Here is a 22,417-nt window from a genome sequence, read left to right as displayed (position 1 = left end):
ACAGGTGGCAGATCGAGATGCTCGCCGGCCTCGACCGGGTCCCGGCCACCGGCGCCCTGGTCGTCGCGACGTGGCCCAAGCCGCAGGAGGGTTCGGGCTTCCCGGCGCGGGTCTTCGCGCTGGTCGACCGGGCGTGAGCGACCAGCCGCTGGCGCTGCTGCTCCTGCGGGCGAGCCGCTGGTTCGACCGCCGGCTGCTCGACCGGCTCGAGGAGCTCGGGTGGCCGCGGCTCACCTCCGCCCAGTCGCTGGTGTTCCCGCACCTGGGGGGCGACGGCACCTCCCCGGCCGCGCTCGCGCGGGCGCTGGGCGCCACCCGCCAGTCGACGCAGGAGCTGGTGGCCGGACTGGTGCGCCTCGGCCTCACCGAGGTGGTCGACGACCCCGCCACCAAGCGGGGCCGGCTGGTCGTGCTGACGAGCCGGGGGCGTGAGCTGGCCTCCGCTGCCCGGGGCGTGCTCGGCGACCTCGAGGCGGAGCTCGGCGCGACGCGGGGCGCGCAGCTGCGCGACCTCCTCGAGAGCGTCTGGGACGACGGGGCGGCCGGTCGCTAGCCGAGCGTGAGGACCACCTTGCCGCGCACGTCGCGCTCGGCGTGCGCGTGCGCCTCCCGCGCCGCCTCCAGCGGGTACGTCGCGTCGACCGGCACCCGCAGCCGGCCCGCGTCGACCAGGGCGGCCAGCCGGGTGAGGTCCTGGGACCGGGCCGTCGTCCTGACGGCCGACACACCGCGGTGACGGGCGTCCATCCCAGCGGGCAGCCGGCGCGCCAGGGCCCCCCGCGCGGCGTCCAGGGACAGCGGTCGGACCGACACCAGCCGGCCGTCGGGCACGAGCAGGTGGCCCACGGCGGCGAAGCCCTGGACCCCGGCGGCGTCCAGCACCACGTCGTACCTGTCGCTGAGGGTGGAGACGTCGGTCTGCCGGCGGTCGACCACCTCGTCGGCGCCGAGGTCGCGCAGGTGGGTGTGCTTCGCGGCGCGGGCGACCCCCGTGACGTGCGCACCGAGGTCCTTGGCGAGCTGGACGGCGTACGACCCGATGCCGCCCGAGGCGCCGAGGACCAGGACGCGGGCGCCGCGGGGACGCTGCTGGAGGTGCCCGCAGCCCTGGAGGGCCTGCAAGGCGGTGAGGCCGGCGAGCGGGATGGCGGCAGCGGTGGTCGTCTCGACGGTGCGTGGGCAGAGCGCGGCGCGCGACTGCCGTACGACGACGCGCTCGGCCTGCGCACCGCCGCCGTGGCCGAGCAGGGCCATCACCCGGTCGCCGCGGGCGAAGGCGGTGACGCCGGGGCCCGTGTCGACGACGACGCCCGCGAGGTCGAAGCCGGGAGTGAACGGCAGCCGTCCCCAGGTGGCCACCGCCGGGAGGTCGCCGCGGCGCAGACCGAGGTCGGTGCCGTTGATGCTGGACGCGGCCACCTCGACCAGGAGCTCGTCGCCCCTCGGCGGACGGGGCCCGGCGACCTCGTCGACCTGCAGCACGGAGGGGGCGCCGTGGGCATGGAACCGGAGCGCTCGCACCCGGGTCAGCCGCGGACCGTTGAGATGAAGGGCGACGCGCGCACCCACTGGCCGGGGTCGGCGGCGAGGTCCAGCATCGCCTCGGCGACGTCGCCCCGCGTCACCGGCGACGCGGTCAGGCCGGGCGCGTCGTCACCGAGGCGCCACCGGCCCGTGGCGCCGCCGTCGGTCAGCCGCGGGGGGCGGACCTCGGTCCAGACCAGGTCGCTGGCGGCGAGGATGCGGTGCTCGGCCTCCTTGTCGCCGACCAACGCTCCCGCGAGGCGGTGGGTGAGCGCGGAGACCAACCGGGCTCCGAGGCCCTTGCGGTCGCCGGGCAGGTCGACTCCCGCACCCGACACGCTCACGAGACGCGTCACGCCGTGCGACCGGGCGGCGGCGACCACGTGCGGCAGCGCCGCGCTGCCGACGCCGGGACCGGAGGTGCGGGTGACGCCGACGCACCACAGCACCGCGTCGACGCCGGCCAGGGCGGCGTGCACCGCGTCGGCGTCACGGACGTCGACGGCGCGCCGATCCACCCCGTCGTCGGCCGCGCCCGGGTCGGTGGCGCGGGCCGCGGCCACCACCTGGTGCCCGCGCTCGGCGGCTGCTCGGACGGCCTGGCGGCCCACCCCGCCGTTGGCACCCAGGACCACGATCCGCATGCGCTTCCTCCTTGTCAGGTTCCCTGACAGCGTACGGAGGCCACCCAACCGGTGGATCGCCGGCTCAGCCCCCCAGCAGCGCCCGCGCGTAGGCGCCCTCGACATCGACGTCGGCGTGCCGCTCGCCGTCGGTGGTGACGACCACGAAGCCCTCGGCCGGGCCGGGGACGCGCTCGAGGCGCTCGAACCGGTCGCCCAGCGCCGCGCGCAGCTGGTGCTCCCAGGGCAGCCACACCACCTCGCGGGCCTCCACGGTGTCCAGCGCCCACTCGGTGGTGCCGTTGAAGCGGATCAGCGTGCCGGTGGGGTACTCCGCCACCTCGATGGTCATCTCGGCGACCACGAAGACCTGGTCGAGACCGCGGTCGGGCACGATGAAGCGGTCACCCGACCCGGGCTGCCACGGATGCCCGGCGGCCGCCAGGCGTGCTCCGACGCGGCGGGCGAGCTCGAGGGTGATCACGGCTGCTCAGCCGTCGTGGGCGGAGGAGTCGACGTCGTCGGTGTCGACCATGTCGGCGGTGGTGGCGTTGCCCCCGGGCATGGCCTCGAGAGCCGCCTGGGAGTCCCCCTCCTCGACGTGCTCACCCCCGGCCGGGAAGGCGGAGCCAGGGTCCGCGGCGCGCTCCTGGCTGCTGGGCTCCGTGCGCGGGGAGTCGTCGGCGTCGTCGCGTGCGTCCATGTCCTCGAGGGTACGGCGTACCCGGGACTGGGGAATTCCGTGCTTTCCAGGACAGCCGCCCGGATGCGCGTATAGATTCTCCATCAGAACCCGCGGCGTACCCGAGAGCGCCGCGGGTTCCTCCATGTCTCCTGCAGGTCGGGCGGGACCACAGCCCGCGGGCGCCACGGATACGGTGAGTCCGATGAGGACCTCCGTCTGGCGCGAGCCCGGGATGCGGGCGCTGGTGGCGATGACCCTCACCGGCTTCTCCGGGTACGCCGCGCTCCTCTCCGTCGCCCCGCTGTGGGCCGTGCACGGCGGCGCCGGCACGAGCGGCGCCGGCCTCGTGAACGGGGTGCTGCTGCTGTTCACGGTCCTGACCCAGCTGCTCGTCCCGGGGGCGCTGCGCCGGTTCGGATGGGCGGCGGTGCTGACCGCCGGCATGGCACTGATGGGCGCCCCGGCCCTCCTGCACGTCCTCAGCGACGAGCTGGTGCCGATCCTGCTCGTCTCCGCCGTGCGCGGCGTCGGCTTCGGCGTGCTGACGGTGACCGGCAGCGCCGCGGTGGCCGCCCTCGTCGGGTCCGAGCGCCGCGGCGAGGCCATCGGCGTCTACGGGCTCGCCGTCGCCGTGCCCAACCTGCTGCTGCTGCCCGCCGGCCCCTGGGTCGCGGAGAACGTCGGCTTCGCCGTCGTCTTCGTCGTCGCGGCGCTGCCGGTGGTCGGCATCCCGGCCGCGCGCCGGCTGGCGGCGGCGCTGCCCGAGGACCCGCCCGACCTCGGCACCGAGAGCCCCGGCGAGGCCGGTGGGGCGACGTACCTCCCCCTGCTGCGGCCCACCCTGCTGCTGCTCTCGGTGACGCTGGCGGGCGGGGCTGCGGTGACGTTCGTCCCGCAGATGGTGTCGGGCGAGGGGCTCGCCGCCGGCGGCCTCCTCGTCATGGGCGTGGTGGCCGCGCTGGCGCGGTGGCGTGCCGGGCTGCTGGCCGACCGGTACGGCGCCCAGCGCTTCCTGTGGCCCCTGGTCGTCACCACCGGCGTCAGCACCGCTCTGGTGGCCCGGTCGGTGCTGGACCCCGACGACACCAGCGCCTGGCTCTTCCTGCTGGCGGTCGCCCTGCTCGGGCTCGCCTACGGCTCGCTGCAGAACCTCACCCTGGTGGTGGCCTTCGCCTCCGTCGGCCGGCAGCACCGCAACCGCGCCAGCGCCGTGTGGAACGTCGGCTTCGACGCCGGGACCGCCCTGGGATCGGTGGCCGTCGGGGTGATCGCCGGAGCGGCCTCGTTCACGACGGCGTTCGTGGTGGTGGCATGCCTGGCAGTCGCGGTCCTGCCGGCGGCGGTGGTCCGGCCCCGGCCGGCCGCGGTCACGGGCTGAGCGGCTCCTCGCCCACGGCGGCCTGCATCCGGCGCGCGAGCACGGTGGCGGCCTCCCGGAGCTCGGGGCCGCCGACGATCCGGTACGCCGCGGACAGCTCGGCGAGCTGCCCGGCCAGCTGCCCGGCGTACCACCACGGGTTGCTGGTGCTGCCGAGGAGCCGGCAGGTCGAGGGGCCGAGGGCCTCGAGCCGGCCCAGGGTGCGCGGGAGGCACCGGCCGACGACGTCGAGGGGGCCATCGACGACCACCTCGGTGGCGTGCTCCCAGCCCACGGCGAGGTGCGCCTCGAGGTCGGCCACGGCATCGAGGTCGGTGGGTGGCGTGAACCTCTGCTCGAGCAGCACCACGGCGCCGACCCGGTCGACGCGGTAGGCGCGGCGCTCCTCGGCGCGGTGCGACCAGCACAGCAGGTACCACCGCCCGTGCCGCACCACCACCGCCCACGGGTCGACCTCCAGCTCCCAGGCCGAGCCGGCCTCGGTGCGGTAGGAGATCCGCACCCGGCGGCTCTCGCCGCAGGCGTGCACCAGCGCCCCGGCGGTCTCGGCGGAGGGCCGGGCCGCGCCGCGGTCGGGCACCGCCGCCGCCGTGCGCCGCATCGCCTCGGCCTGCCGCGCGACCGGCTCGGGCAGCGAGCGCAGCAGCTTGCCGAGCGCGCTGCCCACCGGGTCGGTGGAGTCGCCCGCGGCGTGGTGGCCGTCGAGCACCGCCATCACCAGGCCCACGGCCTCGTCGCGGGTGAAGAGCATCGGCGCCGGGCGGGTGCCGCGGCCGATCCGGTAGCCGCCGTACGGACCGGTCGCCGACTCCACCGGGATGTCGGCCTCGCGGAGGATCGCGACGTAGCGGCGGGCCGCCCGCCCGGAGACGCCGAGCCGGCGGCCCAGCTCGTCGGCGGTGATGCCGGGGCGCTCCTGCAGGACGGCGAGGCAGAGCAGGGCGCGCGCGGTGGGGCTGGAGTCGTCCACGCAGGTCAGCGTGCCACGTGTTCCGGAAGGGAAGCGTCCGCGATGCCCACTACCGTCGGATCATGACGAGGACGCCCTGGGAACCGCCGCTGGCCGGCAGCGAGACCGACCACCTGCTCGGCATGCTCGAGCGACTGCGCGCGACGTTCCGCTGGAAGGCCGACGGTCTCGAGGACGACGGTCTGCGGACCACCGTCGGCGCGTCGACGCTCACCCTGGGCGGACTGCTGAAGCACCTCGCGGCGGTCGAGGACTTCTACTCCACCACCAGGCTGCGGGGCGAGCCGATGGGTGACCCGTGGCGGGTCGAGGACTGGGACGGCAACGACGAGTGGGAGTTCGCCTCCGCCGCCGGCGACACCGCGGGACACCTCTACGGGCTGTACGACGGCGCGGTGGAGCGCTGTCGTGCCCGGGTGGCCGCCGCCCTCGCCGACGGCGGGCTCGACCAGCTGGTGAACGCGGCCGACGACTCGGGCAACCACGCCAGCCTGCGCCGCCTCCTGTGCGACATGGTCGAGGAGTACGGCCGCCACACCGGCCACGCCGACCTGATCCGGGAGGCCGTCGACGGGCGCGTGGGAGAGGACCCGCCGGCGGGGTGGGAGGTGGTGGCCCGGTCGTCGTGATCCCCGGATATCCGGGGATCACCACGGCAGGTGCTTCTCGGTGATGAGCGCCCCGCACGTGCCCGGCTGCCCGTGTCGCCTGCTCCCGGAGCACGTGACGAGCAAGTGGGGCGTGCTCGTGCTGCTGCGGCTGGGCGGCCCCGGCACCCTGCGGTGGGCGGAGCTGAAGCGGTCGGTGGAGGGCGTCAGCGAGAAGAAGCTGATCTTGACCCTGCGCACGCTCGAGGTCGACGGACTGGTGCTCCGTGAGCCCTCGCGGTGGTGCCGCCCCACGTGGAGTACTCCCTCACCGACGACGGCCGGGAGGCCACCGCTCCTCGCCCCGCTGGTCGCGTGGACGCTCGAGAAGGCCGGCTGACCCTTTTTTCGGGACACTGTCGTGTCCTGTGCGTCCCGTTCGTGGAACGGTCAGGAACGACCCCACCGAGAGGACACACCATGGCCACCATCGCAGTGCACGAGTTCATCTCCGCCGACGGCGTCTTCGAGTCGCCGGGCTGGACCTTCGAGTACGGCTTCGACGACAAGATGGGGGAGACGCTCGGCGCGATCACCGGTCAGGCGCAGGCGATCCTGCTGGGGCGCCGTACCTTCGAGATGTTCGCGCCGGCCTGGCGGGACCGCACGCCCGAGGACGACCCCGGCGCACCGTTCTTCAACGAGACGGAGAAGCTCGTGGTCGGCACGCAGCCGCTGGGCGAGGAGTGGGCCAACACCACCGCCATCGGCGGCTACGACGCCGAGACGATCCGGCGGCTGAAGGAGGACCGCGAGGGCGGCATCTACGTCTCCGGCAGCGGGCAGCTGGTGCGCGGGATGCTGGCGGACCGCCTCGTCGACGAGCTGCACCTGTTCGTCTACCCCGTGGCCCTCGGCGAGGGCGAGAAGCTCTGGCGTGATGGCCAGGGACCCACGCGGCTGGCCCTGCTGGCGCACGACGTCTACGCCAACGGCGTCGTGCACCTCTGCTACGGGCCGGCAGATCCTGCCTGAGCCGCCTCGACGACATAGCCCGCGTGCTGGTGGGTGCCCTGGAAGACCCTGGTGGGCCTGCCGCCGATACTGAGCGGGGCCACCGCCGGGTGGAAGATCGTGTGGCCCGGCAGCGGCTTGCTGCCCGGCCCGCCGCCCCCGGCCCCCGCCCTCCGGCTTCGCGGTGGCGGCCGGCTGGGAGACCAGCGTGGCGGTGACCAGGCAGGCCACCAGGCCGAGGACGAGGGCGGCCCACCCGCGGGTGGTCGAGCCTCTACACCCCCACGACCCCGGTCGACGTCAACGCCACCGTGCAGCGGTCACCCCGGCCGACCCCGCCTCGCGGGCGACGCGCGCGCTGATCTCGGTCCCGCGGATCGCGGGGCGGCCGAAGGCGCCGGTGCTCAGCCTGCACGGGCTCGGCGACCTCTTCGTGCCCTTCTCGATGGAGCAGGCGTACGCCCGCGACGTCGCCCGCCACGGGCGCGGGCACCTGCTCGTGCAGCGCGCCATCCGGACCGTGAACCACTGTGAGTTCAGCCGCGCCGAGGTCGGCACCGCGTGGAACGCCCTCGCCCGATGGGTGGAGTCGCGCCGCGGCCCCGGCAAGGGGCACGGGAGTAAACGCCACGTGAAGGTTCCGGTCGGTGACGACGTGCTCGACCCGGCCGTGGTGGCCACGGAGACCTACGGCTGCCGCTTCAGCGGCCGCGCCCGTACCGGCACCCGCGCGCTCTTCGCGGCCTGTCCGTCACGCTGACCGGCGGCCCACGACGAGGCCTGCGCTCCTGCGGCAACAGCGGGTCTCAGCCGGCGATCTCCTCGAACCACGGCACGGCGGCGCTGACGTGCGGCAGCGCTGCGATCTCGTCGGCGATCGACACCTCGATCTCCTGCGCCGCCGCGACCGCCTCGGCGATGCGCGCCGCGAGGTCCGGGCCCGGGTCGACCCGCACGCCGACGCCGAGCGCCTCGATGCGCTCGGCGTTGGGGAACTGGTCGGCGAACAGGGGCACCACCACGATCGGGACGCCGGCCGCCAGGGCGTCGATCACCGTGCCCGAGCCTCCGTGGCACACGATCACCCGCGCCGTACGCAGCACCTCGGCCTGATCGACCCAGACGTGCACCTCGGCACCGGCGGGGAGGTCCGGGAGGTCGGCCGGGCCGCCGGTGGCCACGGTCGTGGCGAGGCCTGCGGACGTGGACCCCGCCACCGCGGCGCGGAGGACGTCGGCGAAGAACGGCATGTACCTCGCCACGGTGCCGAGGGTCACGTAGGCGCCACCGGTGCGCGAGGACCTGGCGGCGTCGACCCGGTACCGGCGAACCGGCGGGGGATCGGCCCCGGGGATCTCCATCGACGCCGGGAACAGCGTGGCGTGGGCACCGGAGGTCATGCGGTCCTCGTCGGGCGGCAGACCGAGCGCGGCGCGCAGGGGGGCCACCCCGTCGGTGAGGAGGTCCAGGAAGCGGGTCAGGCTCGGCAGCGAGGGGTGCACCGCCACGGTCGGTACCCCGGCGCACTCCGCGGCGAGCCGGGCCGACGCGCAGGCCGACTCGTGCACGACCAGGTCCGGCCGCCACGCCTCGACGTGCCGGACGGCCGTCGGCAGCGTCGCGGTGGTGTTCAGCCGGCCGAAGATCTCGGTGACGACGAGCCGGTCGGCTTCCAGCGGCGTAAGTGTCGGAGCTCGCTCGACGACGCGCCCACGCTCCTCCGCGTCCATCGGCTCGGGCAGCAAGAGCTGCGGCACGCCGGGGATCGAGACCCCGGCCGAGGCGAGGAGGACGACGTCGTGCCCGGCGTCGCGGGCCGCCGAGGCGAACGGGACGAGGGGCCGGAGGTGGCCCTGCCCGTCTGTCGAGCCGAAGAGGACGCGCATCCGGACTCCTTCGAGCCGGCCGGGACCCACCGGCCAGTCTGGTCCTCGGCACGGCGACCGGCAACCCCCGGCCGGGCCGGCTCAGCCCCGCCCCCGGCGCGACCCCGTCCACGTCCAGGCCGGACCCCTCGGCCTTGCTGATCGACTTCTCGATGAGGCTCTCGAGGTCGAGGCCCGTGGAGGTCCCCGATCACCAGGAACGTCGTCACCGCGCCGGCTACCCCGAACCCGTGCCCGCGCCCGCGGGACGGCACATCCTGCCACGGGTCTCAGCCGGTCCGCTCGACTTCCAGCCCGAGCCACCGGGCGAGGTCGTCGATCTCCTCGTCCACGGCGGCGGCCATCGCCCCGGTGAAGGGGACGTCCTCGTGCACGGCGTCGACCCGCAGCACCCCGTCGGCCCGGTCGGCGGTGGCGTCGAGCTTCCCCACCAGCCGGTCGGCGTACAGGATCGGGAGGGCGTAGTAGCCCCAGCGACGCTTCGCCGCAGGCTTGTACATCTCCAGCTGGTAGTCGAACTCGAAGAGCTCCAGCGCCCGCTTGCGGTCGTAGACGAGGCGGTCGAGCGGTGACAGCAGGGCGGCGCGGCCCGTCAGCGCCCGGTCGAGCAGCGACGGGTCGACGCGCCAGCTGCCCCTGACCCCCTCGACCACCGCCGGCTCCCCGGCCCCGCCCACACCGGCCTCCGGGTTGGCGGCCGGCGAGGTCGAGCGCGCGATGCCGAGCGCGGTGAGCCGGCGCCCGTCGCGCAGCCGCTCCGCCTCGTCAGCGTCGGGCACCGGGTCGTCGGGGTAGATGCGCTCGGCGAGGTCCCACAGCCGTTCCCGGTCGGTGCGCCCGGCCGTCGCCACCTCCCCGCGGCGAGCCATGATGCGCAGCAGCTGCTGGAGGTTCTTGTCGTTGTTCCACCCGCTGGAGGCCCACGGGACCTGGCAGGTGTCGGGCAGCTCGCTGATGGGCAGCGGGCCGTCGGCGCGCAGCCGCTCCAGGACGTCGAGGCGGCACTCGTCGTTGGCCTCGACCCAGTCGCGCACCTCCTCCTGCCACGGCCGCAGCGGTCCCCGACCGGGCCAGTGCGCCATCTCGGCGCGGTAGAGGGCCAGGTCCTCGGCGGGTCGCAGCAGCCCGAGGTGGTCGATGAGCTCCTGGCGGTCGAGGGCGTCGCGGAGCTCCGCGACGTCGTACGACGACCCCAGCCGGCTCCACAGCACCAGGTCGGCGCTCGGCGCGACCGCGCTGATGGGGTCGTGCTGCAGGTGGGTGAGGTGGCGGACCACCGCCATCAGGTCGCCCGGGCGCGGCTCGGCCAGCAGGTGGGCCTGCACGGCGATGCGCCGCGCGTCGGCCCGGGTGAGCTGGTGCTCCGTCACGGCGACGATGCTAGGTGCACCCGGCTGGGGCGCTCGCTAGCGTGAGCCCATGACCTCGCTCGCGCGCCCCCTGGCGCCCGGAATCGACGCGACCTCCATCGACGCCCCGTGACCGGCATCTCGCTGAGCGCGTGGGGCGCCGCCGACCCCGCGACGGTGTGGGAGCGGTACGCCGACACCCGCGCCTGGTCGTCGTGGTCGCCGCAGATCTCCCGCGTCGAGCTGCACGCCGCCGACGGACACCGCATCGCGCCCCGCCTGCGCGGCCGGGTGCACGTGGTGGGCGGGCTGCGCGTGCCCTTCGAGATCACCGCCGTCGACCACGAGGCCATGGTCTGGAGCTGGCGGGTCCGGGTCGGCCCGGTGACGATGGGCCTGGTCCACCGCGTCGCGGCGCACGGCGGGGGCACCCGCACCACCCTCGACCTCGACGGCCTGCTGCCGGTCGTGGCGGGCTATGCGCCGCTGGCCCGGCTGGCGCTGCGGCGGCTGGTCCGTCCGTGACCCGGGCCGAGCGCTGGGGCGCGCTGGCGCTGCTCGTGCGGCCGGCGTACGTCGCGACCGAGCTCGTCACCGCGGCCGCCACCACCGGCGGCTACAGCCTCGTCGCCGACTCGGTCAGCCGGTTGGGCGAGGTCGGCTGCTCGGAGGCCTACTGCTCGCCCCGGCACGGGGTGATGAACGGGTCGTTCGTCGGCTTCGGCGTGCTGCTGGCCGGTGGCGCGGTGCTGCTGGCGCGGCCGCTGGGGCCGTGGGTCACCGTGCTCCTGGTGGTCTCGGGGCTCAGCTCGGTGGCCACCGGGCTCGCGCCGCTGGACCGGGACGCCACGCTGCACGCCGTCGCCGCCACCCCGCTGTTCGTCGCCCAGCCGCTGGCGTTGCTGGCGCTGGGCGCCCGCGTGCGCCGTACGGCGCCGGGACTGGGCCGCGGCCTGGCCGCCACCGGCGCGGTCACCGCCGCGGCCGCCGTCGGGTTCGTGCTGGTCGGCGAGGACGGCGCCGCCGCGGGCCTGCTCGAGCGCCTGGCCCTGTGGCCGGTGCTGGTCGGCCTGGCCGCGTTCGCCTGGACCCGGCTGCGCGACGGCTGAGGGATCAGCTGCTCCGGGTGGTCGACGGCGTCGTGCTCGAGCCCGAGGGCACACTGGGCGCCATGCGCGTCGGCACCTGGAACCTCGAGAACCTCTTCCGACCCGGCGAGGGGGACCCCGGTCCCACCCCCGAGGTGTACGACGCGAAGCTCGCCTCGCTCGCAGCGACCATCACCGAGCTGGCACCCGACGCGCTCGCGGTTCAGGAGGTGGGGTCGCCCGACGCGCTCGACGACCTCGTGGACCGACTCGACGGCAGCTGGCAGGTCGCCCTGGCCGAGCCCGACGGCCGCGGCATCCGGGTGGGCGTCATCGCCACCGGTCCGCTGACGTCGGTGGAGCAGGTGGCGGACTTCCCCGACCGCCTGGGTCCGGTGCGGGTCGACGACGACGGCACGACCATCACCGCCATGGGCCGGCCCGCCCTGCGTGCCCGGGTCGGCGACGTCGACGTGGTGTCGGTGCACCTGAAGTCGAAGCTGCTCGGCTTCCCCGGAGGCCGGTTCGACCCGCGCGACGAGGGCGAGCGCGCGCGGTACGCCGTGTTCGCGGTGCACCGGCGAGCCGCCGAGGCCGCGACCGTCCGGGCGTACGCCGACCGCCTGCTCGACGACCTCGGCCGGGAGCGGCTCGTCGTGGTCGCCGGCGACCTCAACGACGAGCCGCAGGCGGCCACCACCCAGATCCTGCTCGGCCCTCCCGGCTCCGAGATCGGCACCGGCGGCTTCGACGCCCCCGACGCCGGCGACGGCGCCCGGCTGTGGAACCTCGCGCCGCTGATCCCGGAGGACGAGCGCTGGTCGCGCGTCTACCGCGGTCGCCGCGAGCTCATCGACCACCTGCTCGTGAGCCGTGCCGCGGTGGAGCGGGTGACCGCGGTGACGACCGGTGGACCGCTCCCGTCGTCGGTCACCGACGACCCGAGGGGGCGCGCGCTGGTGCCCGCCTCCGACCACCGGCCGGTCGTCGCGACGCTGGGCCGGGGCTGAGGTCCGCCCGCTCGCCGTTCACCAGTCCCTCGCGAGGGGGCCGCCGCGAGTTCACCTCGGCGGGTCACCGTGGAGGTCCTCCCCCGTCCCGGAAGGCACCACCATGGGTCACGACCACCCGCACCACGACAGCCACTCGCACGACCACGACCACGAGCACGCCTGCGGCGAGAAGCACACCCCGCACGCCCACGAGCCCGACCGCCTCACCCTCGCGGCGCTCTCCGACGCCTCCGACGCCGACCTCGCGCCGGCCGAGCTGAGCCGCCGGCGCCTGCTCCTGGGCGCGGGCCTCGGCGGCGCCGGCCTGGCCGCCGGCATGACGGGGATGGTGGGGGTCAGCCCGGCGATGGCCGACGACGACCGGTACGTCGAGCGCCCGGGCTCCGGCAGGGCCCGCTACTGGCTGGCCGGCGACCACCACATCCACACCCAGCACAGCTCCGACGGGCAGTACCGCGTCATCGACCAGGCCCAGCACGCCGCGGCGTACGGCCTGGACTGGCTGGTCATCACCGACCACGGTGGCGCCACCCACGCCCGCATCGGGGTCGACGTGGTCAACCCCGAGATCCGCGAGGCGCGCGACGAGCTCCGGGGCACCCTGATCTTCCAGGGCCTGGAGTGGAACATCCCGGCCGCCGAGCACGGCACCGTCTTCGTGGCGCCGGGGCGCAACGAGGTGGCGGTGCTCAAGCAGTTCGAGACCGACTACGACGGCAGCGTGCGCGGCGCGAGCGGCAGCACCCCGCAGAACGAGGCGCTCGCCGTGGCCGGCATCCAGTGGCTGGGCCAGCAGGTCGACCGGCGCCGCGTGGACTCCGCCCTCTTCCTGGCCAACCACCCGGCGCGCAACGGCATCGACAGCCCGCACGAGATCCGCGCGTGGCGCGACGCCGACCCCCGCGTCGCCATCGGCTTCGAGGGCGCGCCCGGCCACCAGGCCGCCGGCCTCCCCGCCGGCTACGGCCCGGGGTCGGCGCGCGGCTTCTACGCCAACGCGGCGGGCCCGAGCTCGTTCGCGGCGTACCCGCCGGAGAGCTACCGCACGTGGGGCGGCTTCGACTGGATGACCTCGACGGTCGGCGGCCTGTGGGACAGCCTGCTCGCCGAGGGCAAGCCGTGGTCGATCAGCGCGAACTCCGACTCCCACGTCAACTGGAGCGACACCTCGCGCCGGCCCGTCGGGCAGGACACCGCGGACTACTTCGCGGCCAACGGCCGCTACGGCGACCCCGAGTACGCCGGGCGGGTCAACCTGACCGCCGGCGACTTCTGGCCCGGCTTCTACAGCCGCACCCACGTCGGCGCGGCCAACCGCAGCTACACGGCGGTGATGCGCGGCATGCGCGACGGCCGGATCTGGGTCGACCACGGTGCGCTGGTGAGGTCGGTCGACGTGAGCATCCGCGAGCGTGGCCGTCGCGGCACGGAGACGACGCTGGGCGGCACGGCCGTCGTACGGCGTGGCGCCGACCTCGAGCTCGTCGTGCGGATCGTCCCGCAGGACGTCCCGAACTGGTCGCAGTTCGTCCCGAGGCTGAACCGCGTCGACGTCATCCGCGGCGTGGTCGACCCGGACCACGCCGGCGACCGGGACACGTTCACCGCACCGGACACCAGGGTCGTGGAGCAGTGGGACACCTCGGGTCGCACCGGGCCGTTCGAGATCGTCCACCGCCTCGGTCGGGCCGACGAGCCGTTCTACGTGCGCCTGCGCGGCACCGACGGCAACCGCCAGCAGGCGGGCGCCCTCGGCGCGGGGATCGACCCGGCGGGCCCGGCCATCGACGTGATCGGCGCGGCCGACCCGTGGGTCGACCTGTGGTTCTACACGAACCCGATCTGGGTGATGCCGCGCGGCCGCTGAGGGGCGGCGGAGGCCGGTGGGGGCCTAGCATCGACGCCATGGCCCTCGCGCTGTTCGCAGGCATCCCGGTGAGCGACTATGCGGCGGTCCTGCCCTGGTACGTGCGCCTCCTGGGCAGGGCGCCCGACTTCCTGGCACACGCCACCGAGGCGGTGTGGGACCTGGGCGCCGATCAGTCGCTCTACGTCGTGGAGCTGCCCGAGCACGCCGGCCACGCCCGGGTCACCGCCTTCGTCGACGACCTCGACGCCGTGGTCGGGGCGATCACGGGCCGCGGCATCGAACCGGCGCTCCGGGAGACCTACGGCAACGGCGTCCGGAAGATCACCTTCCGCGACGCCGACGGCAACGAGATCGGCTTCGGGGGTGCACCGCTCGGCTGAGCGCGTAGGTTGAGCGCCATGCGCCTGCCCTCGATCCCCAACCCGCTCGACCTCGCCGCCCTGCTGCCCCGTGCCGTCGAGCTGGTCGCCGGCGCCGAGCGGCTGCTGCGTGACGTGGGCGGGCTGGTGAGCCGCATCGAGGAGACGCGGCAGCGCGCCGACGCGCTGGTCGCCGCGGTCGAGATCACCCGGGCCGCCGCCGACCGCGCGGTGGTCGACATCGCCGCACCCATGGACCGGCTCGTCGCGCTGCTCGACTCGCTCGAGCCCCCGCTGACGAAGCTCCAGCCGACCCTCGAGCGCCTCGCGGAGACCACCCACCCCTCCGAGGTCGACGCCATGGTGACGATGGTCGACCACCTGCCCGCGCTGGTGGTCACCTTCGAGAAGGAGCTGCTGCCGGTGCTCGACACCCTCGGCACGGTCGCGCCCGACCTCCACGACCTCCTCGACGTCTCGCGGGAGCTCAACGAGCTGATCTGCAACCTCCCCGGGATCGGCCGCATCAAGCGCCGGGTCGAGGAGGAGCAGATCGCCGAGGGTCGCGCCTGAGCTCGTCCCTGCGGTCCTGACGCCCCGGCGCCCGGGACGAGCGCCGGGGCACGTCCGGGGTCAGGCCCCGATCGCCAGCGGCTGCTCCGCGAGGCGAGAACTTCAGGGCGTTGCCGAGCAGGTTCACCAGCACCTGCACGATCCGGTCGGGGTCGCACCAGGCGTCACCCTCGGCAGCCCCGACGACGATCTCGACCTCCTGCTCGCGCGCCAGCGGCAGCAGCGACTGCGTCGCCTCGGCCACCAGCGACCGCACGGAGGTCTGTGCGGGGGCGAAGGCGAAGACGCCGCTCTCGAGGGGCTCGCCGTGGGAGCTGTGCACGTCGACCCCCTCGGTGCAGGTGCGGGGCCTGCCGCGCCGGACACGGCCGGCTTCTTGACCGGTGGAATCGTGTCACCTCGCAGGCGCGCAGGAGGGGGATGGGGGCAATTGGTGGGTGACCTGGTCGCCGCCGTGGGTGCTGTGCCTATGCTTGGCCTGCGTCGACACCCCCGCCCCGGCCGCGTTCGCTGCCCGGGTGGCCTGTTCCAGGTCATGGGGCACGCACCCGGGTCCCGGCCCGTGGCGGCGTCGTCCGACGTGTCGGGCCCCGGACCAGCCGGGTCGCCCGGTGCACGTGGCACCACCGGCTGGTCACAGCCATGAGGAGGAGTCCTTGGCCCCACGAAGCCAACGCAGGTCCGGTGGCACCCGGACCCCGTCGCGCCGCAAGCACGGACGCGCGCGCGACCAGGAGGGCATCATCCCGCAGCTGGCCCGCGCCTCCCGCGAGGTCGAGAACGCCGTCCAGCGCGGCAACCTGACCCGTCAGGGCCACGTGCGCTTCCAGGTCGTGGCCCTGCTGGTGCGCGAGGAGCGGACCCGGGTCAAGGCCGACACCACGATGTCCGAGGGCCACCGCAGCGAGCAGCTGCAACGCCTCGACGGCATCGCCATCATCCTGGCGAAGACCGCCACCCAGGAGCCCGCGCTCTTCGAGCTGCTCGGCGAGGACGCCGTCGTCTCCGAGGCGGCCAAGGCCATGCGCGTGGAGATGCTCGAGGCCGCCGGCATCGAGGTGCCCGAGGAGGAGGAGGCCGAGCCCGAGGCCGCGCCGGTGGAGCAGCGCCGCGTCGTACCCCGCTCGGTGATCTCCCGGCAGCTCGCCAACCCGTTCCTGACCCAGGACTTCAGCGCCGCGGAGCGCGAGGCCGCCCTGCGTGCCCGCCCGCGCCGCCTGGAGTCGTGGGAGCTGATCGGCCCGCTGCTCACCTCCTTCGAGCGCGCCGCCGGTGGCGCGACCGCCGTCATGCAGCTGCCCGACCCGTCGTCGCTCCGCCTCCCCGGCGTGCACCTCATGCGTCACCAGGCTGAGGTGGTGGCGGCGGCGGCCGCCGGTCACCGGACGTTCCTGCTCGCCGACGAGCCGGGTCTGGGCAAGACCGCCCAGGCACTGCTGGCGGCCCAGGCGGCCGACGCCTACCCGCTGCTGGCCGTCGTGCCGAACGTCGTCAAGGCCAACTGGGCCCACGAGGCCGAGCTGTGGACCCCCCAGCGCGCGGTCACCGTCGTGCACGGCGACGGCGACGGCATCGACGGCTTCGCCGACATCATGGTCGTCAACTACGACATCCTCGACCGCCATGCCGGATGGCTGGGCGACCTGGGCTTCCGCAGCATGGTCGTCGACGAGGCGCACTTCATCAAGAACAAGACGTCGCTGCGCTCCCGCAACGTGCTCACGCTCTCGAAGAAGATCCGTGCCCGCATCGCCCGACCGCTCCTGATGGCCCTGACCGGCACCCCGCTGATCAACGACATCGAGGATTTCCGGGCCATCTGGGAGTTCCTGGGCTGGATCAACCCCAACGCGCCGGGCGTCGACCTGATGCTGGCGCTGGAGGAGACCGGCCTGACCCCCGCCGACCCCGGCTTCTACCCCGCCGCCCGGCAGAGCGTCATCGACCTGGGGATCGTGCGCCGGCGCAAGGTCGACGTGGCCGCCGACATCCCGGCCCGCCGCATCGCCGACCTGCCGGTGGAGCTCGACGGCGCCCTGGGCCGCTCGATCCGCGACGCGGAGCGCGAGCTCACCAAGCGCCTGGTCTCCCGCTACGACAGCGCGCTGGCGGCCCGCACCTCCGGGGTCGTGGTGGAGGGCATCGACCACGAGCTCGTACGCCGGGTGGCCGGCTGGGAGCGCGAGGACACCGCCTCGACCGACGAGAACGTCTTCGCGATGATGCGCCGCATCGGGCAGGCGAAGGCCGGGCTCGCCGCCGACTACGCCGCCCAGCTGGCACGCAGCGTCGGCAAGGTGGTCTTCTTCGCCCGCCACGTCGACGTCATGGACATCGCCGAGGCGACGTTCGCCGAGCGCGGCATCGGCTACGCCTCGATCCGGGGCGACCAGACGCCCAAGGTGCGCCAGAGGAACATCGAGTCGTTCCTGCAGGACCCCGACACCGCCGTCGCGGTGTGCTCGCTGGTCGCGGCGGGCGTGGGCCTGAACCTGCAGGTCGCCTCCAACGTCGTGCTCGCCGAGCTGTCCTGGACCGACGCCGAGCAGACCCAGGCCATCGACCGCGTGCACCGCATCGGGCAGGACGAGCCGGTCACCGCGTGGCGGATCATCGCCTCGCAGACCATCGACACCAAGATCGCCGAGCTCATCGACAGCAAGGCCGGGCTCGCGGCCCGCGCCCTCGACGGGTCCGACGAGGAGGTGGCCTCCTCGGCCGACCTGCAGCTCGAGGCGCTGGTGGCGCTGCTGACCGCGGCGCTGACCCCCTCCGGCGAGTCGTCCGCCTGAGCCCGGGTCCCGGCCCGGTGTCAGGCGGACGGCCCGACGGCCGCATGGGCTCGCCACCGAGCGGGCGACAAGATAGTTTGCTGACATGGCAAACCAAGCGCTCTCCGGGGTGCCCGCACGGCTCCGCGCCCTGCGGCAGCAGCGCTCCCTCACCCTGGCCGACGTCTCGGGCCAGACCGGCGTCGCGCTGAGCACGCTGTCGCGGCTGGAGTCCGGCGGGCGCCGGCCCACGCTCGAGCTGCTGATGCCGCTGGCGCGCGTGTACGGCGTCACCCTGGACGAGCTGGTCGACGCCCCGCCCACCGGCGACCCGCGCGTGCACGCCACGCCGGTGCAGCTGGAGTGGGCGACGGTCATCCCGCTGACCCAGCGGCCGGGCGGCCTGCGGGTCTACAAGATGGTGGTGCGCCCCGCCCACCGGAGCACGCCCGTGCCCAACACCCACGAGGGCTTCGAGTGGCTGTACGTGATGGAGGGCAGGCTGCGCCTGGTGCTCGGCGACCAGGACCTGGTGCTCGGCCCCGGCGAGGTGGCGGAGTTCGACACCCGGACCCCGCACTGGTTCGGCTGCGCCGAGCGGCGCGTGGTGGAGCTGCTCAGCATCTTCGGGCCGCAGGGGGAGCGGATGCACGTGCGCGCCTGAGTCGCGCGCCGAGCCCGTCATGACCTGGGTGCGTGACACCGCGCGCGGCGGCAACCATGGGAGGCATGGAGCAGATCACCGAGCGGTTCCTCAGCTGGGCCTCGATCCTCGAGGACAACACCCGCGCCCAGGCGCGGGCCACCAGCGAGATGCCGTTCATCCACCCGCACCTGGCCCTGATGCCGGACGCCCACCTCGGCATGGGCGCGACCGTCGGCTCGGTCATCCCGACGCTGGGCGCGATCATCCCGGCGGCGGTCGGCGTCGACATCGGCTGCGGCATGATCGCGCTCCGCACCGACCTGAGCGCCGAGGAGCTGCCCCGCCAGCGGCGCGCGCTGCGGGTGGCGATCGAGCGCGCCGTCCCGCTCTCGGCGGGCAAGTACAACCGCACGGTCAGCCGCGAGCACACGAGGCGGCGCATCCGTGACCTGCGCGAGCTCGCCGACTCCGCGGGCCTCGACCCGGCGACGTACGCCGGCAACTGGGAGCTGCAGCTGGGCACCCTCGGCTCGGGCAACCACTTCATCGAGGTCTCGCTCGACGAGCAGGACCGCGTGTGGCTCTTCCTGCACTCCGGCTCCCGCGGCGTCGGCAACAAGATCGCCCAGCACCACATCAAGGTCGCGCAGCAGTGGTGCGCGCGGCACTCGGTCGCGCTCCCCGACCGCGACCTCGCCTACCTCGAGGAGGGCACACGCGAGTTCGACCGGTACGTCGCCGAGCTGCGCTGGGCGCAGGAGTTCGCCTACCAGAACCGCGCCGAGATGATGGACCGCACCGTCGCCTGCTTCGACGAGTGGGTCGGGCGCCCGAGCGAGGTGGCGCAGTCGGTGAACTGCCACCACAACTACACGGTGCGCGAGGAGCACTACGGCAAGGACGTGTGGCTCTCCCGCAAGGGCGCGATCTCCGCGCGCGAGGGGCAGTGGGGGCTCATCCCCGGCTCGATGGGCACGCGGTCCTACGTGGTCACGGGCCGGGGCAACCGCGAGTCGCTCTGCTCGGCACCCCACGGTGCCGGTCGGGTGCACTCGCGCAGGTCGGCCCGGCGTACGTTCTCCGCCGCGGACCTGCGGGCGGCGATGGGCGACATCGAGTACCGAGACACCGACGCCTTCCTCGACGAGATCCCGGCCGCCTACAAGGACATCGACCGGGTCATGCAGGACGCCGAGGACCTCGTGCGGGTCGAGCACGAGCTGCGGCAGATCGTGAACGTCAAGGGCGACTGATCGCAGGCGCCCGGCCGGGGCCGTGGCCCAGGGCGCCCGATGGGTACCGGGAGCGCAAAGCGGGCACCCCGTCCACCCGCCGGGCGGACGACACACCAGGAGGCAGTCATGCGCATCGTCATCACCGGCGCCAGCGGCAACGTCGGCTCGGCCCTGTTGCGACGCCTGGACGAGGCCGGGGACCACGACGTCAACGGCGTCGTACGGCGCCGGCCCGAGGACGTCGAGCCGTTCGGCGGGGTGCAGTGGACGACGCTGGACCTCTCCCGCGACGACGACGGGACCGTCCTGCGGGCGGTGTGCCGGGGAGCCGACGCCGTGGTGCACCTGGCGTGGGGCTTCCAGCCCACCCACCGCGAGGACTACCTCGAGGCCCTCGGGGTCGGCGGGACGCGCCGCGTCATCGAGGCCGTGACGGCTGCGGGCGTGCCGCACCTCGTGCACATGTCGTCGGTCGGCGCCTACTCGCCCAAGCGCGACGACAGCCCGGTGGACGAGACGTGGCCCACGCGGGGCGTGCCGAGCTCCATGTACAGCCGGCACAAGGCCGCCGCCGAGCGGCTCCTCGACCAGCTCGAGGCCCGGCCGGACAGTCCGCTGGTGACCCGGGTGCGACCAGGCATCGTGGGCCAGCGGAACGCCGGGAGCGCGCTGCTGCGCTACGCCCTGCCGGCGCTGGTGCCCGCCTCGGTGCTGCGCCACGTGCCGGTCCTGCCCCTGGACCGCGGGCTGGCCCTGCCCGTCGTGCACTCCGCCGACGTGGCCGAGGCGATCGTGCGGGTGCTCGAGGGCCGGGTGCCGGGGGCCTTCAACCTCGCCTCCGCGCCCACCGTCACCGCCGACGACATCGCGGACGTGCTGGGGGCCCGGCTCGTGCACGTGCCCTCGGCAGCCGTGCGTGCGGCGGTGTCGGTGAGCTGGCACGCCCGCGTCCAGCCGCTCGACCCCGGCTGGATCGACATGGCCTACGCCCTCCCGCTCCTCGACACCTCGCGGGCGGCGTCCGAGCTGGGCTGGTCGGCCACCCGGGACGCCGTCTCGGTGCTCGCCGAGACGGTGGCGGGCATGCGCGACGCCGCCTCCGACCGCTCCCCGGTCCTGCGCCCGCGCTCGGTCGCGGGAGCCCTCGGCCGGTTCCTCGAGCGAGGACCGGTCAGCAGCCGTCGGGAGCCCTGACCCGTCCCGGTCCAGCGCGGCGCGCCCCCCCAAATTGAGCATGTTCCCGCAACCCGTCGGTCGCTCGCGGGCCGGGATGGCAGCCTCCATCCATGACCGGCGGGACAGTCGAGCGGAGCGCGGCGATCAGCGAGCTGCTGGGCGCGGCCGACGCCTTCGCCGAGCGCGCCCTGGCGCAGGAGGCGCGCCGGGACCGGGCGCGACCCGGCACCGCGGCGCACCACCAGCACGCGCACTCGGCCACGCTGTGGCGCGTGGCAGAGCAGACGCTTCGCGCCCGGATCAGCGAGCTGGAGCTGATGTCGACGACGTGACCGCCGGCCCGCCCCACTCGCAGGCGGAGCCGCCACCGTCCCCGTCGAGCTGACGGCCGTAGCCGCCGCGGTCGGCATCCGGCGGTCAGGCGCGGTCCGCCCCACCTCGGCTACGGGCGACCTCGAGGTGGTGGGCCATGGCCTCGCCCAGCGAGACGACGTCGACGGAGACGGTCACGATGGTCGCGCCCTCGTCGGCGAAGCCGGCGGCGTCCTCGCCGTTGTAGGCGTGGACACCGACAGGCACCCCGGCGGCGCCGGCTCGGGCGACGATCGAGGACAGGACGCCGCGCAGGTCCGCCCGGCGGTCCGCGCCGTCGAGGCCCAGGGACAGCGAGAGGTCCCCCGGGCCCACGTAGACCCCGTCCAGGCCGGGCACGCCCAGGACCGCGTCGAGGTCGTCGAGCGCGGTCGCGGTCTCCACCATGGCGACGACCAGCGGTTGATCGGCTCCGCCGGTGAGCCGCCCGACCGACCGTCCACCGGCCGGGGCGTAGCGGCTGGCGGCGACGACCTCCCGGGCGTGGTCGGCGTCACGCACGTTCGGCACGATGACGCCGCAGGCGCCGAGGTCGAGCGGGCGGCCGACATCGGCGAACGACGGGCTCCGGGTCCGGACCAGCGGCACCGAGCCTGCTGCCCTGATCGCCGCGGTGACCCCCGGCAGGTCCGCCTCCGTCACGGCGCCGTGCTGAAGGTCCACCACGACGAAGTCGGGCTCGGTCCGGGCCAGGACCTCAGCGGTGACGACACCCGGCAGCAGGCTCCACAGCCCGTGGCACGGCTGCCCGTCGGACCACCGACGCCGCAGCTCGACCTCGCTGAGCACCATCGACATCCGCCCTCCCCGCCCGGCTTCGGGCACCCACATCGTCGGCGAGTCCCCCGCGGGCTTCGCCCAGGCGATCCTGCCGCACGGACGCGACGACGTCGATGCAGGGCCCAGTCGGTGTCCCTACAGGACACCGAGCACATCGGGGTCCTCGCAGGCTTGGGTGAACGCCGCGATCCGGGCCCGGATCTCCCGACCCAGCAGCCAGCGGCCGATCGGGTCGGCGACCGGGCTCAGCCAGGCCGGGCGGGCGGACCAGGTGTACTTCCACACGGTTCGGGTGCCGGCCACCCCGTCGCGGTCCTCGGGGGTGAAGCGCCAGCCGCCGCCGAAGGTCGCGAAGAACCACGGCCCGGTCTCCATCGTCATGCCGACCGAGGTGGGCGGGCGGTAGGAGACGTAGCGACTGACCATGGTCGGCCCCAGGCGCGCCCTGGTCAGGGTGCGGACCCCCTTGCCGGGCCGGTCCGCGTCGATCAGGTGCTGGTGCCGGATGAACGGGTCCC

At 74.7% G+C, this 22,417-nt stretch carries 27 protein-coding genes; 17 read left to right on the top strand and 10 right to left on the bottom strand.

Going from position 1 to position 22,417, the window contains the following annotated elements; all coding sequences use genetic code 11:
* Nucleotides 1-133: 133 nt before the first annotated feature.
* A complete protein-coding gene (locus QZX64_RS12060) occupies nucleotides 134-553 on the top strand; it encodes a MarR family winged helix-turn-helix transcriptional regulator (protein WP_295660137.1) in 420 nt (139 codons plus the stop codon).
* Here QZX64_RS12060 and QZX64_RS12055 read toward each other — a convergent pair.
* The 4 genes from QZX64_RS12055 to QZX64_RS12040 all read right to left on the bottom strand — a co-directional run bounded on the left by QZX64_RS12055 (nucleotide 550) and on the right by QZX64_RS12040 (nucleotide 2,850).
* The gene (locus QZX64_RS12055) at nucleotides 550-1,521 is read right to left on the bottom strand and encodes an NADP-dependent oxidoreductase (protein ID WP_295660134.1); all 972 of its coding nucleotides are present in this window, start codon (nucleotides 1,519-1,521) and stop codon (nucleotides 550-552) included. The genes QZX64_RS12060 and QZX64_RS12055 overlap by 4 nt on opposite strands.
* A 5-nt stretch (nucleotides 1,522-1,526) precedes the next feature.
* Complete coding sequence (locus QZX64_RS12050; RefSeq protein WP_295660132.1) at nucleotides 1,527-2,168, bottom strand: NAD(P)-dependent oxidoreductase; 642 nt, start codon at nucleotides 2,166-2,168, stop codon at nucleotides 1,527-1,529.
* Between the two features lie 64 nt (nucleotides 2,169-2,232).
* A complete protein-coding gene (locus QZX64_RS12045; RefSeq protein ID WP_295660129.1) occupies nucleotides 2,233-2,631 on the bottom strand; it encodes a pilus assembly protein CpaE in 399 nt (132 codons plus the stop codon).
* 6 nt (nucleotides 2,632-2,637) lie between these two features.
* Nucleotides 2,638-2,850, bottom strand: a complete 213-nt coding sequence (locus QZX64_RS12040) for a hypothetical protein (protein WP_295660127.1) — start codon at nucleotides 2,848-2,850, stop codon at nucleotides 2,638-2,640.
* A gap of 184 nt (nucleotides 2,851-3,034) precedes the next feature.
* Between QZX64_RS12040 and QZX64_RS12035 the strand changes: the two genes are divergently transcribed.
* Complete coding sequence (locus QZX64_RS12035; RefSeq protein ID WP_295660125.1) at nucleotides 3,035-4,210, top strand: MFS transporter; 1,176 nt, start codon at nucleotides 3,035-3,037, stop codon at nucleotides 4,208-4,210.
* Here the strand turns inward: QZX64_RS12035 and QZX64_RS12030 are convergent.
* A complete protein-coding gene (locus QZX64_RS12030; protein WP_295660122.1) occupies nucleotides 4,200-5,180 on the bottom strand; it encodes a YafY family protein in 981 nt (326 codons plus the stop codon). The genes QZX64_RS12035 and QZX64_RS12030 overlap by 11 nt on opposite strands.
* Nucleotides 5,181-5,242: 62 nt before the next feature.
* On the opposite strand from QZX64_RS12030, the gene QZX64_RS12025 reads away from it, so the two are divergent.
* The 4 genes from QZX64_RS12025 (at nucleotide 5,243) to QZX64_RS12010 (ending at nucleotide 7,541) form a co-directional block, all read left to right on the top strand.
* A complete protein-coding gene (locus QZX64_RS12025) occupies nucleotides 5,243-5,809 on the top strand; it encodes a DUF664 domain-containing protein (protein WP_295660119.1) in 567 nt (188 codons plus the stop codon).
* Nucleotides 5,810-5,852: 43 nt separating this feature from the next.
* Nucleotides 5,853-6,167, top strand: coding sequence for a helix-turn-helix domain-containing protein (locus tag QZX64_RS12020; protein ID WP_295660116.1), 315 nt, complete (start codon nucleotides 5,853-5,855; stop codon nucleotides 6,165-6,167).
* A gap of 80 nt (nucleotides 6,168-6,247) precedes the next feature.
* Complete coding sequence (locus QZX64_RS12015; protein ID WP_295660113.1) at nucleotides 6,248-6,802, top strand: dihydrofolate reductase family protein; 555 nt, start codon at nucleotides 6,248-6,250, stop codon at nucleotides 6,800-6,802.
* A gap of 187 nt (nucleotides 6,803-6,989) precedes the next feature.
* Nucleotides 6,990-7,541, top strand: a complete 552-nt coding sequence (locus tag QZX64_RS12010) for a hypothetical protein (RefSeq protein ID WP_295660110.1) — start codon at nucleotides 6,990-6,992, stop codon at nucleotides 7,539-7,541.
* Nucleotides 7,542-7,587: 46 nt separating this feature from the next.
* Here the strand turns inward: QZX64_RS12010 and QZX64_RS12005 are convergent, their stop codons facing one another.
* Both QZX64_RS12005 and QZX64_RS12000 read right to left on the bottom strand, forming a co-directional pair.
* On the bottom strand, nucleotides 7,588-8,667 hold the full coding sequence (locus QZX64_RS12005; protein WP_295660107.1) for a glycosyltransferase: 1,080 nt from the start codon (nucleotides 8,665-8,667) through the stop codon (nucleotides 7,588-7,590).
* A 269-nt stretch (nucleotides 8,668-8,936) separates the two neighbouring features.
* Nucleotides 8,937-10,037, bottom strand: a complete 1,101-nt coding sequence (locus QZX64_RS12000; RefSeq protein WP_295660104.1) for a DNA glycosylase AlkZ-like family protein — start codon at nucleotides 10,035-10,037, stop codon at nucleotides 8,937-8,939.
* A gap of 108 nt (nucleotides 10,038-10,145) precedes the next feature.
* Here QZX64_RS12000 and QZX64_RS11995 point away from each other — a divergent pair, with 108 nt between their 5' ends.
* The 6 genes from QZX64_RS11995 (at nucleotide 10,146) to QZX64_RS11970 (ending at nucleotide 14,919) form a co-directional block, all read left to right on the top strand.
* Nucleotides 10,146-10,541: an SRPBCC family protein gene (locus QZX64_RS11995; protein ID WP_295660101.1), complete on the top strand. Its 396-nt coding sequence runs from the start codon at nucleotides 10,146-10,148 to the stop codon at nucleotides 10,539-10,541.
* Complete coding sequence (locus QZX64_RS11990) at nucleotides 10,538-11,125, top strand: DUF998 domain-containing protein (protein WP_295660098.1); 588 nt, start codon at nucleotides 10,538-10,540, stop codon at nucleotides 11,123-11,125. Before QZX64_RS11995 ends, QZX64_RS11990 begins: the two co-directional genes overlap by 4 nt.
* 62 nt (nucleotides 11,126-11,187) lie before the next feature.
* On the top strand, nucleotides 11,188-12,114 hold the full coding sequence (locus tag QZX64_RS11985; protein WP_295660096.1) for an endonuclease/exonuclease/phosphatase family protein: 927 nt from the start codon (nucleotides 11,188-11,190) through the stop codon (nucleotides 12,112-12,114).
* A 103-nt stretch (nucleotides 12,115-12,217) separates the two neighbouring features.
* On the top strand, nucleotides 12,218-13,984 hold the full coding sequence (locus tag QZX64_RS11980; RefSeq protein ID WP_295660093.1) for a PHP domain-containing protein: 1,767 nt from the start codon (nucleotides 12,218-12,220) through the stop codon (nucleotides 13,982-13,984).
* 38 nt (nucleotides 13,985-14,022) lie between these two features.
* On the top strand, nucleotides 14,023-14,367 hold the full coding sequence (locus tag QZX64_RS11975; protein WP_295660090.1) for a VOC family protein: 345 nt from the start codon (nucleotides 14,023-14,025) through the stop codon (nucleotides 14,365-14,367).
* Nucleotides 14,368-14,385: 18 nt separating this feature from the next.
* Entirely contained in the window at nucleotides 14,386-14,919 is a 534-nt protein-coding gene (locus QZX64_RS11970; RefSeq protein ID WP_295660086.1) for a hypothetical protein, read from the top strand.
* Here QZX64_RS11970 and QZX64_RS11965 read toward each other — a convergent pair.
* Complete coding sequence (locus tag QZX64_RS11965; RefSeq protein WP_295660083.1) at nucleotides 14,873-15,241, bottom strand: hypothetical protein; 369 nt, start codon at nucleotides 15,239-15,241, stop codon at nucleotides 14,873-14,875. The two genes, QZX64_RS11970 and QZX64_RS11965, sit on opposite strands and share 47 nt — an antisense overlap.
* 334 nt (nucleotides 15,242-15,575) lie before the next feature.
* Here QZX64_RS11965 and QZX64_RS11960 point away from each other — a divergent pair, with 334 nt between their 5' ends.
* From QZX64_RS11960 to QZX64_RS11940, 5 genes are all read left to right on the top strand, one after another.
* Nucleotides 15,576-17,711, top strand: coding sequence for a DEAD/DEAH box helicase (locus tag QZX64_RS11960; protein ID WP_295660081.1), 2,136 nt, complete (start codon nucleotides 15,576-15,578; stop codon nucleotides 17,709-17,711).
* Nucleotides 17,712-17,796: 85 nt separating this feature from the next.
* Nucleotides 17,797-18,354: a helix-turn-helix domain-containing protein gene (locus tag QZX64_RS11955; protein WP_295660078.1), complete on the top strand. Its 558-nt coding sequence runs from the start codon at nucleotides 17,797-17,799 to the stop codon at nucleotides 18,352-18,354.
* Between the two features lie 65 nt (nucleotides 18,355-18,419).
* Nucleotides 18,420-19,589, top strand: a complete 1,170-nt coding sequence (locus tag QZX64_RS11950) for an RtcB family protein (protein ID WP_295660075.1) — start codon at nucleotides 18,420-18,422, stop codon at nucleotides 19,587-19,589.
* 108 nt (nucleotides 19,590-19,697) lie between these two features.
* Nucleotides 19,698-20,765 carry an NAD-dependent epimerase/dehydratase family protein gene (locus tag QZX64_RS11945; protein WP_295660073.1) on the top strand — a complete coding sequence of 356 codons (1,068 nt, stop codon included), beginning with the start codon at nucleotides 19,698-19,700 and terminating at the stop codon, nucleotides 20,763-20,765.
* 92 nt (nucleotides 20,766-20,857) lie between these two features.
* Nucleotides 20,858-21,079: a hypothetical protein gene (locus tag QZX64_RS11940; RefSeq protein WP_295660070.1), complete on the top strand. Its 222-nt coding sequence runs from the start codon at nucleotides 20,858-20,860 to the stop codon at nucleotides 21,077-21,079.
* A gap of 85 nt (nucleotides 21,080-21,164) precedes the next feature.
* Here QZX64_RS11940 and QZX64_RS11935 read toward each other — a convergent pair whose 3' ends face one another.
* Together QZX64_RS11935 and QZX64_RS11930 are read right to left on the bottom strand one after the other, a co-directional pair.
* Nucleotides 21,165-21,917 (bottom strand): HpcH/HpaI aldolase/citrate lyase family protein, encoded by a 753-nt coding sequence (locus tag QZX64_RS11935; RefSeq protein ID WP_295660068.1) that lies wholly within the window; start codon nucleotides 21,915-21,917, stop codon nucleotides 21,165-21,167.
* Between the two features lie 117 nt (nucleotides 21,918-22,034).
* A partial coding sequence (locus QZX64_RS11930) for an SRPBCC family protein (protein ID WP_295660065.1) occupies nucleotides 22,035-22,417 on the bottom strand: 383 nt, incomplete at its 5' end.

The organism is uncultured Nocardioides sp., from assembly GCF_902805925.1.
In the GTDB taxonomy this organism is placed as follows: domain Bacteria; phylum Actinomycetota; class Actinomycetes; order Propionibacteriales; family Nocardioidaceae; genus Nocardioides.
The sequence above is the reverse complement of the archived record's forward strand: the minus strand, read 5'-3'. Positions and strand labels throughout refer to the sequence as shown.

Bases quoted from the DNA above. Each gene is read 5' to 3' on its own strand.
- QZX64_RS11940 (WP_295660070.1), top strand. From the start codon at position 20,858: ATGACCGGCGGGACAGTCGAGCGGAGCGCGGCGATCAGCGAGCTGCTG.
- QZX64_RS11985 (WP_295660096.1), top strand. From the start codon at position 11,188: ATGCGCGTCGGCACCTGGAACCTCGAGAACCTCTTCCGACCCGGCGAG.
- QZX64_RS12005 (WP_295660107.1), bottom strand. From the start codon at position 8,667: ATGCGCGTCCTCTTCGGCTCGACAGACGGGCAGGGCCACCTCCGGCCC.
- QZX64_RS12050 (WP_295660132.1), bottom strand. From the start codon at position 2,168: ATGCGGATCGTGGTCCTGGGTGCCAACGGCGGGGTGGGCCGCCAGGCC.
- QZX64_RS11935 (WP_295660068.1), bottom strand. From the start codon at position 21,917: ATGTCGATGGTGCTCAGCGAGGTCGAGCTGCGGCGTCGGTGGTCCGAC.
- QZX64_RS12025 (WP_295660119.1), top strand. From the start codon at position 5,243: ATGACGAGGACGCCCTGGGAACCGCCGCTGGCCGGCAGCGAGACCGAC.
- QZX64_RS11970 (WP_295660086.1), top strand. From the start codon at position 14,386: ATGCGCCTGCCCTCGATCCCCAACCCGCTCGACCTCGCCGCCCTGCTG.
- QZX64_RS11945 (WP_295660073.1), top strand. From the start codon at position 19,698: ATGCGCATCGTCATCACCGGCGCCAGCGGCAACGTCGGCTCGGCCCTG.
- QZX64_RS11980 (WP_295660093.1), top strand. From the start codon at position 12,218: ATGGGTCACGACCACCCGCACCACGACAGCCACTCGCACGACCACGAC.
- QZX64_RS12035 (WP_295660125.1), top strand. From the start codon at position 3,035: ATGAGGACCTCCGTCTGGCGCGAGCCCGGGATGCGGGCGCTGGTGGCG.
- QZX64_RS12020 (WP_295660116.1), top strand. From the start codon at position 5,853: ATGAGCGCCCCGCACGTGCCCGGCTGCCCGTGTCGCCTGCTCCCGGAG.
- QZX64_RS11975 (WP_295660090.1), top strand. From the start codon at position 14,023: ATGGCCCTCGCGCTGTTCGCAGGCATCCCGGTGAGCGACTATGCGGCG.
- QZX64_RS12040 (WP_295660127.1), bottom strand. From the start codon at position 2,850: ATGGACGCACGCGACGACGCCGACGACTCCCCGCGCACGGAGCCCAGC.
- QZX64_RS12015 (WP_295660113.1), top strand. From the start codon at position 6,248: ATGGCCACCATCGCAGTGCACGAGTTCATCTCCGCCGACGGCGTCTTC.
- QZX64_RS11950 (WP_295660075.1), top strand. From the start codon at position 18,420: ATGGAGCAGATCACCGAGCGGTTCCTCAGCTGGGCCTCGATCCTCGAG.
- QZX64_RS11955 (WP_295660078.1), top strand. From the start codon at position 17,797: ATGGCAAACCAAGCGCTCTCCGGGGTGCCCGCACGGCTCCGCGCCCTG.